Source organism: Arthrobacter sp. S39 (assembly GCF_004320525.1).
Taxonomy (GTDB): domain Bacteria; phylum Actinomycetota; class Actinomycetes; order Actinomycetales; family Micrococcaceae; genus Arthrobacter.
The window spans coordinates 301,833-318,706 of record NZ_SIHX01000006.1 but is presented as its reverse complement, the minus strand read 5'-3'; the positions used below and the strand labels follow the sequence as shown (position 1 = coordinate 318,706).

At 65.4% G+C, this 16,874-nt stretch carries 15 protein-coding genes; 11 read left to right on the top strand and 4 right to left on the bottom strand.

Annotation, left to right across the window (positions count from 1 at the left end; translation table 11 throughout):
* Positions 1–6 precede the first annotated feature (6 nt).
* From EYS21_RS14520 to EYS21_RS14490, 7 genes are all read left to right on the top strand, one after another.
* On the top strand, positions 7–1,005 hold the full coding sequence (locus EYS21_RS14520; protein ID WP_131133904.1) for a LacI family DNA-binding transcriptional regulator: 999 nt from the start codon (positions 7–9) through the stop codon (positions 1,003–1,005).
* Between the two features lie 67 nt (positions 1,006–1,072).
* Positions 1,073–1,801 carry a FadR/GntR family transcriptional regulator gene (locus tag EYS21_RS14515; RefSeq protein WP_131133903.1) on the top strand — a complete coding sequence of 243 codons (729 nt, stop codon included), beginning with the start codon at positions 1,073–1,075 and terminating at the stop codon, positions 1,799–1,801.
* Positions 1,802–1,921: 120 nt separating this feature from the next.
* Complete coding sequence (locus EYS21_RS14510; RefSeq protein ID WP_131133902.1) at positions 1,922–3,349, top strand: aspartate ammonia-lyase; 1,428 nt, start codon at positions 1,922–1,924, stop codon at positions 3,347–3,349.
* A gap of 154 nt (positions 3,350–3,503) precedes the next feature.
* Positions 3,504–4,814 (top strand): dicarboxylate/amino acid:cation symporter, encoded by a 1,311-nt coding sequence (locus EYS21_RS14505; RefSeq protein ID WP_131133901.1) that lies wholly within the window; start codon positions 3,504–3,506, stop codon positions 4,812–4,814.
* Between the two features lie 13 nt (positions 4,815–4,827).
* Positions 4,828–5,106: a winged helix-turn-helix domain-containing protein gene (locus EYS21_RS14500; protein ID WP_131133900.1), complete on the top strand. Its 279-nt coding sequence runs from the start codon at positions 4,828–4,830 to the stop codon at positions 5,104–5,106.
* Positions 5,107–5,391: 285 nt separating this feature from the next.
* Complete coding sequence (locus EYS21_RS14495; RefSeq protein WP_131133899.1) at positions 5,392–7,881, top strand: glycoside hydrolase family 2 TIM barrel-domain containing protein; 2,490 nt, start codon at positions 5,392–5,394, stop codon at positions 7,879–7,881.
* A 494-nt stretch (positions 7,882–8,375) separates the two neighbouring features.
* Positions 8,376–9,548 carry an IS30 family transposase gene (locus EYS21_RS14490; RefSeq protein WP_242633442.1) on the top strand — a complete coding sequence of 391 codons (1,173 nt, stop codon included), beginning with the start codon at positions 8,376–8,378 and terminating at the stop codon, positions 9,546–9,548.
* A gap of 82 nt (positions 9,549–9,630) precedes the next feature.
* On the opposite strand, the gene EYS21_RS14485 is transcribed toward EYS21_RS14490, so the two are convergent.
* Genes EYS21_RS14485 through EYS21_RS14470 form a run of 4 tightly spaced genes read right to left on the bottom strand, consistent with a single transcriptional unit; the run spans position 9,631 to position 12,401 of the window.
* Positions 9,631–10,455 carry an alpha/beta fold hydrolase gene (locus tag EYS21_RS14485; protein ID WP_131133898.1) on the bottom strand — a complete coding sequence of 275 codons (825 nt, stop codon included), beginning with the start codon at positions 10,453–10,455 and terminating at the stop codon, positions 9,631–9,633.
* The gene (locus tag EYS21_RS14480) at positions 10,445–11,071 is read right to left on the bottom strand and encodes an RraA family protein (protein WP_131133897.1); all 627 of its coding nucleotides are present in this window, start codon (positions 11,069–11,071) and stop codon (positions 10,445–10,447) included. Before EYS21_RS14480 ends, EYS21_RS14485 begins: the two co-directional genes overlap by 11 nt.
* Positions 11,068–11,730: an RraA family protein gene (locus EYS21_RS14475; RefSeq protein ID WP_131133896.1), complete on the bottom strand. Its 663-nt coding sequence runs from the start codon at positions 11,728–11,730 to the stop codon at positions 11,068–11,070. The genes EYS21_RS14480 and EYS21_RS14475 overlap by 4 nt, the downstream gene beginning before the upstream one ends.
* Positions 11,730–12,401, bottom strand: coding sequence for an RraA family protein (locus EYS21_RS14470; RefSeq protein ID WP_131133895.1), 672 nt, complete (start codon positions 12,399–12,401; stop codon positions 11,730–11,732). Before EYS21_RS14470 ends, EYS21_RS14475 begins: the two co-directional genes overlap by 1 nt.
* Positions 12,402–12,480: 79 nt before the next feature.
* Here EYS21_RS14470 and EYS21_RS14465 point away from each other — a divergent pair, with 79 nt between their 5' ends.
* The 4 genes from EYS21_RS14465 to EYS21_RS14450 all read left to right on the top strand — a co-directional run bounded on the left by EYS21_RS14465 (position 12,481) and on the right by EYS21_RS14450 (position 16,872).
* Positions 12,481–13,362 (top strand): LysR substrate-binding domain-containing protein, encoded by an 882-nt coding sequence (locus EYS21_RS14465; protein ID WP_131133894.1) that lies wholly within the window; start codon positions 12,481–12,483, stop codon positions 13,360–13,362.
* Positions 13,363–13,669: 307 nt separating this feature from the next.
* A complete protein-coding gene (locus tag EYS21_RS14460; protein WP_131133893.1) occupies positions 13,670–14,593 on the top strand; it encodes a sugar ABC transporter permease in 924 nt (307 codons plus the stop codon).
* Positions 14,583–15,515: a carbohydrate ABC transporter permease gene (locus EYS21_RS14455; RefSeq protein ID WP_131133892.1), complete on the top strand. Its 933-nt coding sequence runs from the start codon at positions 14,583–14,585 to the stop codon at positions 15,513–15,515. The genes EYS21_RS14460 and EYS21_RS14455 overlap by 11 nt, the downstream gene beginning before the upstream one ends.
* A 52-nt stretch (positions 15,516–15,567) precedes the next feature.
* Positions 15,568–16,872 carry an extracellular solute-binding protein gene (locus EYS21_RS14450; RefSeq protein ID WP_131133891.1) on the top strand — a complete coding sequence of 435 codons (1,305 nt, stop codon included), beginning with the start codon at positions 15,568–15,570 and terminating at the stop codon, positions 16,870–16,872.
* Positions 16,873–16,874 lie beyond the last annotated feature (2 nt).

Here is a 16,874-nt window from a genome sequence, read left to right as displayed (position 1 = left end):
CGGACTGTGACTGCCGAGACGAAACCGAACAAGCGACCCACCAGCTTTGATGTCGCCAAGAGGGCCGGAGTTTCCCGTGCCACCGTCAGCCATGTGCTCAACGGCCAGGGTTCCCGATTCCCGGAGCAGACCCAGCAAAAAGTGCTCCAGGCAGCCGCCGAACTGCAGTACAAGCCGTCGCCCGCCGGGCGCGCGCTGGTGACCGGCCGCAGCGACATCCTTGTGGTGATCATTCCCAATACGACGTTCGGCACAAATCTGCAGGATCTCGTGGACAGCGTCAGCACCCAGGCCGCCCGTCACGGCTTGAGCGTGGTGGTCCGGTTCGCCGGACGCGATACGGCGGAAACCCTCGCTGCCATCCTGCACTTCCGGCCGGTGGCCGTGGTGGACATCGGAGTCCTGTCCCCCGAAGACCGCGAAACGCTGGAGGCGACTGGAGCGGTGGCCATTCCGCGGTACCGGCGGTCACCGGAACCTGAAGGGGACCTCAACTTCCTCGTCGGCCGGACCATGGCAGAGGAACTGCTCCGCTGCGGACCCCGCCGACTTGCCTTCGCCGCCCTGGTTGACGAGCGGCAGGACCCTTTCGGGCCCCCGCGTTACGGGGGAATGAAAGCCGCCGCCCGCGCCCACGGCCTTCCGGCACCGGAACGCCTGGACATTCCCCTCAAGCTCGTCGGCGCGAAAGCGGCCCTCGAAGCCTTTGCGGCTAGCGGGTCCCCAATGGGGGTTGGCTGCTACAACGACGACGTCGCCATCGCCGTACTGGCGGCCGGCCGGGCGCTCGGCCTTGAAACGCCGGGTGATCTTTCGGTGGTCGGCGTGGATGCAACGGAGGTCGGCCAGCTGGTCTCCCCCAGGCTGACCACGGTCCTTATGGAGAACGATGCGCTCATGGCGCGGATCGCCGCTGACCTTGATGAACTGCATCAGAAGGATGCTACGCAGCAGGTCTACGACCCGCGGCCGGTCGTCAAAGTCGTCCCCGGCGAGACCACGTAGCGCCTCTTTTCCGGCGACACTCCGGCCGCGCGTTGACACGCGGTGTGACTAGTGCCATGCTCGATACATGGACCTGTTGGACAGCTGGACAGCTAGACAAGACCGAGTCGTACGCGTTGGCGCGGCCGAAGCGGTTTTTGCCTCCCTGCGCGGCGCCATCGAAGCCGGCAAGATTCCCGTCGGTACGCGGCTGGACTCAGAGGCATCGCTGGCCAAGCAATACGGCGTCAGCCGCACCATGGTCCGCGAAGCCCTTCGCTCCTGCACGGCGCTCGGGCTGACCGCCACCCACACCGGCAAGGGAACCTTCGTCATCGCCGACAAAGTGGCACAGGACCTCAAGCTCGGCAAGTACTCGGCCAGCGCCCTCGTGGAGGCCCGCCCCCACGTGGAGGTTCCGGCCGCCGGCCTTGCAGCCCAGCGCCGCACCAACGAGGACCTCGAAGCCCTCAGGGAAATCCTCCGCGAAATGTCGGAGGCGGATGACCTCCAGCAGTGGGTGCAGCTGAACACCGAGTTCCATGTGACGATCGCCCGTTCCAGTGGCAATGGTGTCTTCGAGTCTTTCCTCTCGGACATCTGTGAGGCGATGGCGAACCAGTCCAACACCCTCAACCTTGTTGCCGACCGGCGCAAGGAATCGGGCGATGAGCACGCCCGCATCTTCGAGGCCATCGAGCGCGGCTCCGCCGAGGACGCGTCCCAGGCCATGACCATGCACCTGCACGGGGTGGAGTGTGCCCTCGGCACCATCATCCCGGGTGGCCAAAAATCCGTGGCAGGCCGTACCGGCTAACCTTTTCGACCGCTTTTCCGCAGCACACCCTTGACTCCGCCCCGGCGGTGCCATCAGCCGCGCCCAACTGCGCCCAAAAACACATCTCCCGCCCGTCAACGAAGCCCTGTGAGGACCCCCATGACCGCCGACCTGCCCACCCTTGATGCCGTTCCGAAGACCCGGTCCGAGCACGACCTCCTCGGTGACCGCGACGTCCCCGCCACCGCCTACTGGGGCGTCCACACGCTCCGCGCCGTGGAAAACTTCCCCATCACCGGCCAGCCACTGTCCTCCAACATGCACCTGGTCCGCGGCCTGGCCGCGGTGAAGCTCGCCGCCGTCCGCACCAACCACGAACTCGGCCTGATCGACGCCGAGCGCGCCTTGGCCATCGAACAGGCGTGCAGCGACGTGATGAACGGCCAGCTCGCCGACCAGTTCGTCGTCGACGTGATCCAGGGCGGTGCCGGCACGTCGTCGAACATGAACGCGAACGAGGTGATCGCCAACCGTGCCCTGGAAATCCTGGGCCACCCCAAGGGAGACTACGCCCGCCTGCACCCCAACGACCACGTCAACCTGTCCCAGTCCACCAACGACGTCTACCCCACCGCTGTGAAGCTGGGCACGATCTTCGCTGGCCGGGAACTGCTGGACGCCCTGGCCGAACTCGAAGAGGCCTGCGCCTCGAAGGCACTGGAATTCCGCACCGTGGTGAAGATGGGCCGCACGCAGCTGCAGGACGCCGTCCCCATGACCCTCGGCCAGGAATTCGGCACCTACGCCGTCACGATCGGCGAGGACCGGCTGCGCCTCGCCGAAGCCGAACTGCTGATCCATGAGATCAACCTCGGCGCCACCGCCATCGGTACCGGCCTGAACGCCCCCGCCGGCTACGCCGAAACAGCCTGCCGGCACCTCGCCGAGATCACCGGCCTGCCCCTGGTCACCGCCGTCGACCTCATCGAAGCCACGCAGGACGTCGGCGCCTTCGTCCACCTCTCCGGCGTCCTCAAGCGCGTGGCCGTGAAGCTCTCCAAGATCTGCAACGACCTGCGCCTGCTCTCCTCCGGACCCCGCGCCGGCTTCGGCGAGATCAACCTCCCCGCCGTGCAGTCCGGCTCCTCGATCATGCCCGGCAAGATCAACCCGGTGATCCCGGAAGTGGTCTCCCAGGTGGCCTACGAGGTCATCGGCAACGACGTCACCATCACCATGGCCGCCGAAGCCGGACAGCTCCAGCTCAACGCCTTCGAACCGATCATCGTCCACAGCCTCCACAAGAGCATCTCGCACCTCGAAGCGGCCAGCCGCACCCTTACGGCACGCTGCATCCGGGGCATCACCGCCAACACCGAGCACCTCCGCCGTACCGTGGAGCAGTCGATCGGCCTGGTTACGGCCCTGAACCCGCACCTTGGCTACGCCACTGCCACCGCCATCGCCCAGGAAGCCCTCGCCACCGGCAAGGGCGTCGCCGAGCTGGTCCTCGAACACGGCCTCCTCACCGACGCCCAACTCCAGGAACTCCTCAGCCCCGAACGCCTGGCCAACCTGAGCAAGTAGTCCCCAACCGCACACCTTCCAACCCCGCCGTCCACGGACCTGGGGCACACCGACGTGCCCGAAAATCCGGACCGGCCAGAGAGAAAAACGGCACTCAATGATGAGGACCGTTCCGACACCGGGCCACCAGCCCGGCCTCACCCAAGGAGTGATCATGAAAAACAAATCAACCATGTGGATCCTGGCAGCACTCGTTTTCGGCATCATCAGTGGGCTCATGTTCCACTGGCTCCTGCCTGACGCCGCCCGCGAATCCGTCGTATCCGTCCTGGACACCGTGACGCACATGTTCCTGAACCTGATCAAGATGATCATTGCCCCGCTGATCTTTGCCACCCTGGTTTCCGGCATCGCAGGTGCTGCCAAGTCCGCCGGCGTCGGGAAGCTTTTTGGCCGGTCGATGGTCTGGTTCCTGTCCGCCTCCGTCCTGGTGGGTGCCTTCGGTTTCATCACCGCGCACGTGCTCAACGTGGGCCACGGCCTCAACCTCGTGGCGGGCGGTGACGCGGGGATGGAAACGAAGCCCCTGGATTACGCGGAGTTCATGACGCACATCATCCCCACAAGCGTTTTCGCGGCCCTGACGGCCAACAATCCCCTGCAGATCCTGGTCTTCGGCGCGCTCTTTGGCATCGCCCTGCTGAACCTCCGGAAGAAGGGCCGCTCCTCGATCGCGGATGCCATCGACGAGCTGATGGGCGTCATGCTCAAGGTAACCGGATACGTGATGAAGGCGGCGCCGGTGGGCGTTTTCGCCGGCATCGCAGCGGCCTTCACCGCCGAGGGCCTGGACGCCTTCGCCACGTACGCGTCGTTTATCGGCGGCTTCTACGTCTCACTCTCCGCGCTCTGGGTCGTTATGATCGCCGTCGCGGTCGCCTTCCTCGGAAAGGCCGCCTTCCGGCTGGTCCGCATCGTCCGGGAACCCATGGTCATCGCGTTCGCCACCTCCAGCAGCGAGGCCGCCCTGCCCAAGCTTATTGAGGGGCTCACCAGGTTTGGCATCGCGAAGCGCACCACGGGCTTTGTGCTGCCACTGGGCTACTCGTTCAACGTGGACGGTTCCATGATGTACATGACGTTCGCGTCTGTGTTCCTGATCAACGCGTACGGCATCGACATGGACCTGGGCCAGCAGATTGCGATGACCGCGATGCTGCTGCTCAGCAGCAAGGGCATGGCCGGCGTGCCGCGCGGTTCGCTCGTGGTGGTTGCCGCCGTCGTCCCCGCCTTTGGCATCCCCGCCGCCGGCATCGGCGTCCTGCTGGTCATCGACCAGCTCCTGGACATGGGCCGCACCGCCACCAACATCCTGGGCAACGCGATCGCCACCGCGGTGATCGGCCGGAACCACGATCGGGAATCCTCCCTCATGGAAGGCACGACGGCGGCACCCGCCGAGGGCGCGCCTCCCGCCGAAGCAGCGGAAGAGCACCGGGAACACGAGCACGCGTCGGTGCGCTGAAAGGCCGCGGCAGATGTCCCTTGAAGTCCAGACCCGGACACCGGCACACCACGCCGACCGCGGCAACAACGGGCGGCGCAACACGGTCAGGTCCCTGATCATCGACTACCTCGCAAGCAACGGCGCCAGCAAGGTCGCCGACATCAGCGCCGCAGTCACGGCCTCGCGGAACTGCGTCAGGTACCACCTTGCCGCACTGGAACGCGCAGCAATCGTCCGCTCCAACATTTCCCCCGGGACCCGGGAGGGCTGCACGCCTTTCTACGCCCTGGTCCCGGGGAGCAGGGCGTAGCAGAACAGACCCAACTAGACACCGGAAGAGCTGCCAGCGGTCGCTGGCAGCTCTTCCGTATTTTCGGGCTTCCACGACCGTTTGGGTATCACGTTTCAATAGTTGTCATTCCGCGGTTTTCCCCGAATCGTCCAGCCGCCGAAGAGGCCGGTTGACACAAGGCGAGAGTCAATGGTTTCCTGTCATTGACACGTGATACCAAACTTGGCCATCACCGGACCAGTCTTGGACCGCTGCCCGCTCTTCGCAGGACGGTCCCACCCATCGCTTACAAGGGAGAAACCGATGACCCGCACGTCGTTCAATGCAGGATGGGCCGTACGGCCGAAAGTCAGCCTCTTCGCGGAGCTGTCGGGCCCGGTCGCCCCGCCGCAGCCCGTCACACTGCCGCACGATGCGCTGATCGGGCTGCCGCGTTCGGCCGATTCCGCCCAGGGTTCGCACACCGGCTACTTCCCTGACGGCACCTTCGAATACTCCAAAACCTTCGAGGTGCCCGAGGACTACCGGGGCAAGCGCGTCGCCCTCGAGTTCCAGGGCGTTTACCGGGACGCCATGGTCTTCGTCAACGGCGACTTCGCCGGCCAGCGCCCGTTCGGCTACTCCACGTTCAACATCCGGCTGGATCCGTTCCTGAAATACGGCCAGACCAACACCATCCGCGTTGATGCACGCGTCCACCAGGACTCACGCTGGTACTCAGGCGCCGGCATCTACCGCGACACATTCCTGTCCGTGACCGAACTGGTGCACATCGCCGCCAACGGCGTCCGGATCGCGACGCCGGACATCACCGCCGGCCGGGCCGTCGTCGACGTCGCCACCACGGTCGAGAACGAAGGCCTGGCCACCGCAACGGTGACGGTCGGCACGGAACTGTACGACGCCGACGGCAACCTTGTCGCCGTCGGCTCCGCCCCCGTGACGCTCAAGGCGGGCAGCACCGCCGTCGTCCGCCAGCGCCTCTACGTCACCGAACCGAAGCTGTGGGGCGTGGACACCCCGCACCTGTATTCGGCACGGACCGAACTGCGCGACGTGCTGGAAGTCCTGCAGGAGGACACCACCACCTTCGGCATCCGGTCCCTCCAGCTTGACCCGTTCAAGGGCCTGCAAATCAACGGCGAGACCGTGAAACTCCGCGGCGCCTGCATCCACCACGACAACGGCGTCCTCGGCGCAGCCACCATCGCCCGCGCGGAAGAGCGCCGCGTCCAGCTGCTCAAGGAAGCCGGATTCAACTCCATCCGCAGCGCCCACAACCCGGTCAGCCAGGCCATGCTGGACGCCTGCGACAAGCACGGCATGCTGGTCATGGACGAAACCTTCGACGTGTGGACCGAAGGGAAGTCCTCCTTCGACTACTCCCTGTCCTTCCCAGAATGGTGGGAACGCGACGTCGAAGCCATGGTGGCCAAGGACTTCAACCACCCGTCCGTGGTGCTGTACTCCATCGGCAACGAGATCCCGGAAACCGGCAGCGGGCTGGGCTCCGGCTGGGGGCGCCAGATCGCGGAGAAAATCAGGTCCCTCGATTCCACGCGCTACACCACCAACGGCATCAACGGCTTCGTCTCGGTCATCGCCGACGCCGCGGCGATGATGAAACAGGCTGGCTCCGCCGATGACAGCAAGGGCGTCAACGCCATGATGAGCGAGGCCGGCGACGTTATGGGCCGCATCGGCGCATCCCCGCTCGTCTCCGAACGGACGGCCGAATCCCACGCCGCTGTGGACGTGGCCGGCATCAACTACGGCGACAGCCGCTACGTCCTGGACAAGGAACTCTTCCCCAACCGGATCATCGTCGGAACCGAGACCTTCCCCAACCAGATCGATGCCAACTGGAAGCTTGTGGAGGAAAACCCGCACGTGATCGGCGACTACACCTGGACCGGGTGGGACTACCTCGGCGAAGCAGGCATCGGCCGCGTGCAGTACAACGACGAGAGCGAGGGTGCACCCTCGCTGGGGGCGCCGTACCCGTGGCTGCTCGCCTGGTGCGGCGACATCGACATCACCGGCTACCGTAGGCCCGCCTCCTACTACCGCGGGACGGTCTTCGGGCTGCGCCACGAGCCCTACATTGCGGTCCAGCGTCCGCAGAACTACCACCGTGAGCACGGCATGGGCCCCTGGACCTGGACGGACAGCATCTCCAGCTGGAGCTGGGACGTCCCGGCCGGCTCCCCGGTCAAGGTGGAGGTCTACAGCGACGCCGACGAGGTGGAGCTGCTCCTGAACGGCAGCCCGGTGGGCCGCATCCCCGCCGGACCGGACCACCGGTTCCGCGCCGACTTCGAGCTCACCTATGAGCCCGGCGAACTCGTGGCCGTCGGCTACATCGGCGGTGCCGAGCAGGGACGCACCACGCTCCGCACGGCAACCGGGGACGTCCGCCTGGCCGCAGACGCCGACCGCACCGAACTTGTCGCCGACCACGCCGACCTCAGCTACGTGGCCATCGAATTCCGCGACGCCCAGGGCAACCTGGCCACCAATGTTGAGCACACGGTCACCGTGACGGTTGAAGGCGCCGGCGTGCTGCAGGGGCTGGGCAGCGCCCGGCCCGACACCACCGAAACCTATACCGCTGCGAGCCACACCTCGTTCGACGGCCGGCTGCTAGCCGTCGTCCGGCCCACGACGGCGGGCGAGATCACCGTGCGAATCAGCGCCGACGCGTTTGAGCCCGTCACGCTCACTATTACGGCCTCCGATGCTGACGCCGGCGAAGCTGCCGGGCTGCGCGAGGAAGTAACGGCCCTCGCCTGACACCTGGGCACCCCTCAGCAACGGAAGCGGACGACGTCGGGAAGCTTGAGTTCTATCGGTCGTTGCAACACCCCGATATTTTGGGAGTTGCAACGACCGTGTCGGCTTTGACGGATACATCGCGTTCCAGCAGGAAATATTCGCAACTGGAGAAGGACCGGTTCTTTGAGGCGCTTGGCCGGGGCGGGACTGTCACGTCTGTGGCCGCTGAGCTCGGCCTGGACAAGATGGCCTGCTATCGGTGGACCCGGACCGCGGGGATACAGCTCCGGGATCAGGAGGCTACCGGGGAACAGAAGAATGCTTTCTTCGATCTGTTCGGTCGGCTTGGAAGCGCCACGGATGCCGCCGCGCAGCTCGGACTGAACCGGAACACCTGCTACCGGTGGATCCAGAAGGCCGGGCTGGCCCGTAAACGTGTCGACCAACCCAGCCGGGAGGACTTCCGGCGATTGCGTGAAGCCGGGCAGTCTCGCCGCGACGCGGCCCGTGCTTTGGGCATCCATCCCACGACCGCGGGCGAGTGGGACACCGGGGTTCGCAAGACCGGCAAGGGACGCGTTTACCCGGACGGGCGGGTGGTGGACTACAAACAGGGAGTGAGTAGCTTCGACACCCCCTCGGGACAACCTGTGCGAACCGCGTCCCCGGGCCTGGCCGCACTGCAGAAGGCCATCGCCCCTCGATACCTCTCGCTGCAGGAACGGGAAAATATCCGGGACCTGCTCGCGGCAGGGAAATCGCAGCGGAAGATCGCTGCGGCGTTGGGCCGTCCCGCCTCCACGGTCAGCCGTGAGATCGCCCGCAACAGCAGCCCCGCCACCGGCTACCAGCCCTACGCCGCGCAGCGGTCCGCTGCCTCTCGTCGGCCCCGGCCCAAGGACAGCAAGCTCGCAGCCGAAGGGCGCCTGCGCAAATACGTGGCAGAGAAACTGGACATACGCTGGTCTCCGGAACAGATCAGCAACGCCCTGATCAAGGAATACCCCAATGATCCGGAGATGCGCGTGAGCCCAGAGACGATCTACCAAGCTCTCTACGTCCAGGCCAGAGGCGGGCTCAAACGAGAGGTGCAGGCAGCCCTGCGCACCGGCCGGACCCGCCGCAAGCCCCGCAACACGGGCGAGGAACGCACCTCCCGATTCGCGGACCCGATGGTGATGATCTCCGAACGCCCACCCGAAATTGAGGACCGCGCCTTGCCCGGGCATTGGGAGGGGGATCTGATCACCGGCGCCTACAACCAGTCTGCGATCGCGACGCTCGTGGAGCGGACCACCCGCTATGTCATGCTCGTCCACCTGCCCGGCGATCACACCGCCGAAACAGTCGGGAACGGACTCGTGAGGATCATGAGCGCTTTACCAGCACATCTGCGCGGCTCGCTGACCTGGGACCAGGGCGCTGAAATGGCGGCCCACAAATCCTTCACCATGGCCACCGACATGGCCGTCTACTTCTGCGACCCGGCCAGCCCCTGGCAGCGTGGATCGAACGAGAACACCAACGGGCTGCTACGCCAATACTTCCCCAAAGGCACCGACCTATCCGTCCACGCACCCGAGGACCTCGAACACGTCGCCCAGGAACTCAACGGCCGGCCACGCAAAACGCTCGGCTGGGATACCCCAGCCGAGCGCTTGCGTGACCTACTCTTGACGAACTAACACCACCGGTGTTGCAACGACCCCCTGAATTCGCCGAAGCACCCGCCGTCGTCCGCTTCTGTTCTGAAGACCAAGCTTCCGCTCAATCCCCCGGGCGTGCCTCCGCACGGCGCTGGAAGTCAGCGATGCGGCGCCACATTTCCGGGGCGTTCGAATACATCGGGAAGTGCCCGCTGAACGGGATTTCAGCAAGTTCGACGCCGTTGGCGGCCAGGTGCGGCAGGTAGCTGAGCGTGTTGTTCTGTTCGCCGTACATAAACATCCGCGGCAACGGAAGGCCCAGGAACTTGTCCATAAGGTCCCCGTGGTCCGAGAGATCCACCATGGACTCGAAGATCCCGCGGACGGCTTCTGCCCGCACCTTGTACCGCACGGTGGTGGCGTAAAGCGGGCTGGAGTAGTACGGTGCGGCCCAGTTGCGGGCGATGAAAGCCTCCAGGAAGAGTTTCGGGTCATTGTTGGGGTAATGGAAGATCTGGCGGCTGAGGAAACAGTCCTCCGGCGCCACGTTGCCTTCGATGTTGGCAAAGCTGGCAATCCGGTCCGGTGCGCCGTGGGCGAGCATCATGGAGGTGAGCCCGCCCATGGAGTGGCCAACCAGGTGGAAGCGTTCAATGCCGTGGCCGGCGAGCGCTGACAGGGCCGTTTCCACCAGGAACGGGATGGATACTTTCGACAGGCCAGCGCAATGGCTCTCGCCGCAGCCGGGGGCGTCGTAGGCAAAGAACGGCCGGCCGGCGAAGGCAGGATGGTGTGCGATGTCGGCGTAGTCCTCCTTCGTTGAGCCGAACCCGTGCAGGAAGACCAGGGGCAGTCCTTCGCCTTCCCGGCTGATGCACGATAAGCGGACGTCCGTGCCATCGACGACCAGCGGCAGTTCATGCCCTGCCGCCGCTTCAATGGGCATGACGCCCCGCAAACGTGCCTTCCGCGGGGAGGCAGTACAGTTCGAGCGTTGAGGTGCCGTTTCGGATGGCTTCGAGGATGCGTGCTTCGTCCGCAACACGCTGGTCTGACCTGCGGACTACATCGGCGGCCACCGCCTGCGGCAGGACAACAACGCCGTCCGCGTCGCCAACCACCAGGTCACCGGTGTGGACCACGATGCCGCCGATCCGGACCGGGGCTACCAGGTCACCTGGGTAGTCCTTGACCGTGCCCACCACCGTGACGGAGCGGGAGAAGACCGGGAAGCCCATGGCAGCCATTTCGACGGTGTCCCGCACGCCGCCGTCGATGACCAGCCCGGCGAGGCCACGGTGCTGGGCCGCGGCAGCCAGGATTTCTCCCCAATGCCCGTTCCGGGCGCCCTGCATGTCAGCGACCAGGACGCTGCCGGCGGGAGCCGCGAGGACGGCGTTGTGGAGGGCCAGGTTGTCGCCTCCGATTCCGCGGACGGTGTAGGCGGGAGCGGCGACCCGGGCACCTGGCCAGGCCGCCCGGATTTCGGGATCGCAGGCACAGGGCAGCTTCGCTGCCTCGTACAAGGTGGCGGCTGAGTGCCCGCCGGCCGGATCTTTCACGCTTTCCTCCACTGAAGATCGTGGTAGCCAAGGTCAGCCCGGGCCTGGACCAGGGTGGAACCGTTCCTGACGGCCTCGATGATCCTGGCTTCTGTGTCTTCGATCTGTTCGGCGATCGCTGCCACCCGTTCGGCAAAAGCAGCGGGAACGGCCAGTGCACCGTCGGCGTCGCCGCAGAGGATGTCCTGCGGCGCAATCCGGACCTCGTTGATGGTGAGTTCGGTGTTCACCGCGACGAGCCGGACCCGGTCCTTGCCTGTGCGCATGAACCTGCCGCGGCTGAAGAGCGGGTAGTGCTGTTCCAGCGAGGTGGCGACGTCGCGGCAGACGCCGTTGATGACAGTGCCGCCGATCCCGCGGGCGGCGGCAATCTCGGTCATGATGCCGCCCCAGACGGTGACGTCGGTCCGCCCGTTGTTGTCGATCAGGACGACCGCTCCCGGCGGAACGTCGTCGAGGAAGTCACCCACGCTGCCGCGTTCTGTGCCGGAGGCCTCGTACTGGACTGTGAAGGCTGGGCCGGCAGCGCGGAAACCGTAGGTGAGCGGCGCGAGCCCGTGCAGCGTGCCATGGATTCCGAGGGAGTCCAAGGCATCGGAGATGGTGGCGGTCGGCAGGGCTGCCAGCCTGGACACGACGTCGTTGGTGGTGGTATTCATCAGGGGTTTTCCTCGGTGGTTCCGGCCAGGCGCGCGTCGCGCATGGCTTCGTGCAGGGGTACGCCGACGCGAAGGTCGGCGGCAATGGCCAGTTCCCGTCCGGCGACGGCTGTCGCTATCTCCAGCACCTCGCGGATGTGCGCCTGGGGAACGACGACGACGCCGGTTTCGTCCGCGACGACCATGTCTCCGGGCGTCACGGTTACCGCGCCAAGGCTGACAGGCTCGCCGGCGGACCGTTGCTGGAGGCGCCCCCGTGCGGTGGCCGGAATCCTCCCCTTGGCAAAGACCGGGAATCCGAGCTCACGGGCCTCGTTCACGTCCCGGCAGGCACCGTCCGCCACGACTCCGCGGACGCCTTTGAGGGAAGCACCCAGGCTGAGGAGGCCTCCCCAGCAAGAGACGTCAGTGCGCCCGTCGTTGTCGACAACAATCACGTCGGTGTTCGAGGCTCCCGCCACTGCGGTGGCGCCGATGTGGGCGCCCGAGGGACCGGGGACGTACGGTTCGAGCTGGACGGTCACGGCGAAGCCCACAATCCTGGGGTGGCCCCAGACCGGCAGGAACCCTGCCTGCCCCGGAGCAAGGCCGAGTGCGTCGAGGGCGTCTGACACGGCAGCGGAGTCGAGGCCCTCAAAGCCGGCGAGGAGGGACGCTTTGGTGGAAGTCATGCTTCCAGTAGACCGGAGGAATTCGATATGGTGAAGGTCTGATTCGAACCTGCTGCAAGACGATAGGCGACCTGATCTGATGATAGAAGTGCGCCAGGCCCGGTACTTCATCGCGGTTGGTGAGGAACTCCACTTCGGCCGTGCCGCCGACCGGCTGAACATGTCCCAGCCGCCACTGAGCCAGGCCATCCTGCAGTTGGAACGCCAGCTGGGAACCACATTGCTCAACCGCTCCAGCCGCTCCGTGTTGCTGACCGAGGCCGGGCGGCTGTTCCTGGAGCAGTGCAGGCTCCTGGTGGTCGCCTCGGAGCGGGCAAGGGAGGTGGCCGACCAGGCTCGCAGCGGACTGGCGGGGACGCTCCGCATCGGCGCCGTCACGTCCGCGTTCAGCGAGGCGCTTCCGGCGATACTGCAGCGCTTCCGCGAATCACGCCCGCTCGTGGAGCTCCACGTCCAGGAGATCGACACCCACCACGGCAGGGACGCACTGTTGCGCCGTGAGCTGGATGTGGCCGTGGTCCGTCAGTCGGTGGGCGGCCACCGCCTCAAAGCAGTGCCGTTGAGGCGGGACCATTTTGTGGTGGTCATGCCGGCTGGCCACCCCGGCGCCGGCGGTCGCGGCAAGGCCAGTCTCTCCGATTACCGCGACGAGACCTGGGTCTGGCTTCCCCGTCACATCTCCCCCGACTACCACGACGAACTCGTCGCGGCCTGCCGGCAGGCGGGATTCAGTCCGGAGGCCACGCACTACGCGAACTCCATCCACTCGCAGCTGGCCATGGTGGAGTGCGGCCTGGGAGTGACCCTCGTTCCGGAATCTTCTGTCCGGCGGCACGCCGGGACGTTGGCCTGGCGTGAGCTGAGTCCACGCGTTGACCTGGTGGAACTTTCGGTACTCAGCCGGGCAGGCGACGACGAACCGCTGGTCGCACACTTTATCGCCTGCGCCACCGCGAGCTAGGCCCCGGACGCTCTGTCATTTCCTGCACTTTTCCCGGACGATGGGCGCAAACACCGGCGCGGAAAACGCTATCCACAAAACTGTTGACAGGAAAGTGATCGATAACCATAATTGTGTTACCGATCACTTTCCATTCGGATGCAGGCAAAAACGTCCGCACCGAGCTGCAACATTGCCGTTGAAACCGGAGGACATCCACGTCGCCGTGGAGTCCTGCTGAGTGAGGAAAAGACATGAATCCAAACAAATCCAGGGGGCAGGCCTGCGCCTTTTCCCCACACGGACAACCTGTCCCGGGGCCTGCCGCGTGAGCGCGCTGTCCGAGCTCGGCAAGCTCAGGGGCAAGGGCCTGGGCGCTGAAGCCCGGGACACCAAAGCTGCCATGGTTTTTCTCGGGCCCTGGCTCGTGGGGCTGGTGGCCATCACGCTCGGCCCGATGCTGATCTCGCTCTACCTGTCGTTCACCGACTACAACCTCCTCCAGGCACCGGAGCTCGTGGGCTTCGAGAACTTCACCCGAATGCTGGAGGACTCCCGCCTGCAGAACTCCCTGGCAGTCACCTTCATCTACGTCCTGGTGGGCGTCCCCCTCCAGCTGGCCGTTGCCCTGCTCATCGCCATCGTCCTGGACAAGGGCATCCGCGGCCTTCCGTTCTACCGGTCCGTGTTCTACCTGCCGTCCCTGCTCGGCGGATCGGTCGCCGTGGCCATCCTGTGGAAGCAGATCTTCGGCACCACGGGCCTGGTGAACCAGTTCCTGGCGCTCATAGGGATTGAAGGCCCAGGCTGGATCTCGGACCCCAGCACGGCTCTCAGCACCATCATCCTGCTGCACATTTGGACCTTCGGCAGCCCCATGATCATCTTCCTCGCCGGCCTCCGCCAGATCCCGATCATGTACTACGAGGCCGCGCAGGTGGACGGTGCCACGAAAGTATCCCAGTTCTTCCAAATCACCCTGCCGCTCCTGAGCCCCATCATCTTCTTCAACCTGGTGCTGCAGATCGTGGGCGCCTTCCAGTCCTTCACGCAGGCGTTCATCGTCTCCGGCGGCACCGGCGGACCCTCCGATTCGACGATGTTCTTCACGCTGTACCTCTACCAGAAGGGCTTCGGCCAGTTCGACATGGGCTACGCCTCCGCCATGGCCTGGGTCCTCCTGCTCATCATCGGCGCCTTCACCGCCATCAACTTCTACGCCTCAAAGTTCTGGGTGTTCTATGACGACTGAAATCCAGCCCCTGTCCCCCGTGTCCGCTCCGGTCCGGCCTTCCGCCGCCGGTGCCCAGCAGCCCCAGGCACGCCAACGGCCCAAGTCACCCTCCAGGGTGCGGCTCCGCGCCTTCGGCAAGCATCTGATCCTGATCGTCTCCGCGCTGGCCATGATCTACCCGCTGCTGTGGATGATCGCGTCCTCGCTGCGGCCCAACGACCTGATTTTCCGGGAACCCGGGCTGCTGCTCTCCACGTTCGAGGCCAGCAACTACAGCGAGGGCTGGAACGCCCTGGCGAGCCCGTTCTCCACCTACCTGCTGAACTCGGCAGTGGTGGTCCTGGGCTGCATCCTGGGGAACCTGGTGTCCTGCTCCATGGCCGCCTACGCCTTCGCCCGCCTGAACTTCAAGGGCAAGAAGTGGCTGTTCGGAGCCATGCTGCTCACGATCATGCTTCCCTTCCATGTGGTGATCGTGCCGCAGTACATCCTGTTCTCCCAGATCGGGTGGGTGAACACCTTCTGGCCGATCATCGTTCCGAAGCTCCTGGCAACGGACGCGTTCTTTGTATTCCTGATGGTGCAGTTCATCCGCGGCATCCCGAAGGATCTCGATGAGGCCGCCAGGATCGACGGCGCCGGCCACCCGCGCATCTTCCTCCAGGTGATCCTTCCGCTGATGGTGCCGGCGCTGGCCACCACCACCATTTTCACGTTCATCTGGACCTGGAATGACTTCTTCAGCCAGCTGATCTACCTCACGGATCCCAAGATGTTCACGGTGCCGGTGGCCCTGCGGGCCTTCGTCGACGCGACGGCCTCCACCTCCTGGGGTTCGCTGTTCGCCATGTCCATCGTTTCCCTGCTCCCCGTATTTATCGCCTTCCTCCTCGGCCAGAAGTTCCTGGTCAAGGGCATCGCCACCACCGGCATCAAGTAACTCCCCAGCACACCAGGCGCCGACGTCGACGCCGCCCTCTGAAAGGACTCCCATGAACCACGTGCCCACCCGCCGGAGCTACCTGAAGCTCTCCGCCGCCGTCGCGGCATCCGTCCTGGCCCTGTCCGGCTGCGCCGCCGGCGGCGGCACTCCCGCCGCAGAAGAGACCGGTCCCGTCACCATCCGGTTCACCTGGTGGGGCGGCGACGGCCGCCAGAAAGCAACCCAAAAGGTCATCGACGCCTTCCAGGCGGAAAACCCCAACATCACCGTGGTGGGCGAGTACAGCGACTGGAACGGCTACTGGGACAAGCTCGCCACCCAGGTGGCCGCCAACGATGCCCCGGACATCATCCAGATGGACGAGAAGTACGTCCGCGAATACGGGGACCGCGGCGCACTCCTGGACCTGAAGAAACTCAACGGGCTGGACACATCCGGCATCGACCCGGACACGCTGAAGAGCGGCGAGGTGGACGGGCAGCTGGTGGGCCTGGTCACTGGCGTTGCGACGTTCTGCATCGCGGCCAACCCGGCGGTTCTCGAAAAAGCCGGAGTCGCCCTGCCGGACGATACCAAATGGACGTGGGATGACTACCAGAAGCTCGGCGAGCAGGTCAGTGACAGCGGATCCGGGGCAACCGGCGTCGGCGTCCAGTACGGCGACCAGGATCTCTACATCTGGGCACGGCAACACGGCGACCGCCTCTACGACGACGAGGGCAAGGTGGTCATCAAGCCCGAAACCCTCACCTCATTCTGGAAGCACACCCTGGAGCTCTCCACGTCCGGCGCCGGCCCCAAGCCCTCGGCCATCATCGAAAACGCCTCCGCATCTCTCAACCAGACCTCCATCGCCAAGAACGAGATGGGCCTCGCCGGCGTGTTCAGCACCCAGCTCACGGCATACTCGGGGGCGGCCGGCCAGGAGCTGAAGTTGCTGCGCCTGCCCGGCGAGTCCACAGCTGACGAACGCGGCGCCTATTACAAGCCGTCAATGTTCTGGTCCGTCTCCTCACGCACCAAGCACCAGAAAGCGGCGGAGAAGTTCCTGAACTACCTGACCAACAGCCAGACCGCCGGCGACATCATGCTCACCGAACGCGGCATCCCCGCCAACACCAGGATCCGTGAGGCAATCTCGTCCAAGCTAAACGCCACGGACAAGGCTGCCATCGCGTTCACCGATGCCATCGCCGACGAAGTCCGGCCCGCCCCGCCCATCACCCCTGCCGGCGGAAGCACCATCACGGACATCCTCAGCCGCTACACCTCCGACATCCTCTTCGAGCGCACCACCCCCGAAAAAGCCGCACAGCCCTTCATCGACGAACTCTCCTCCTCACTCCGGAAGTAGCC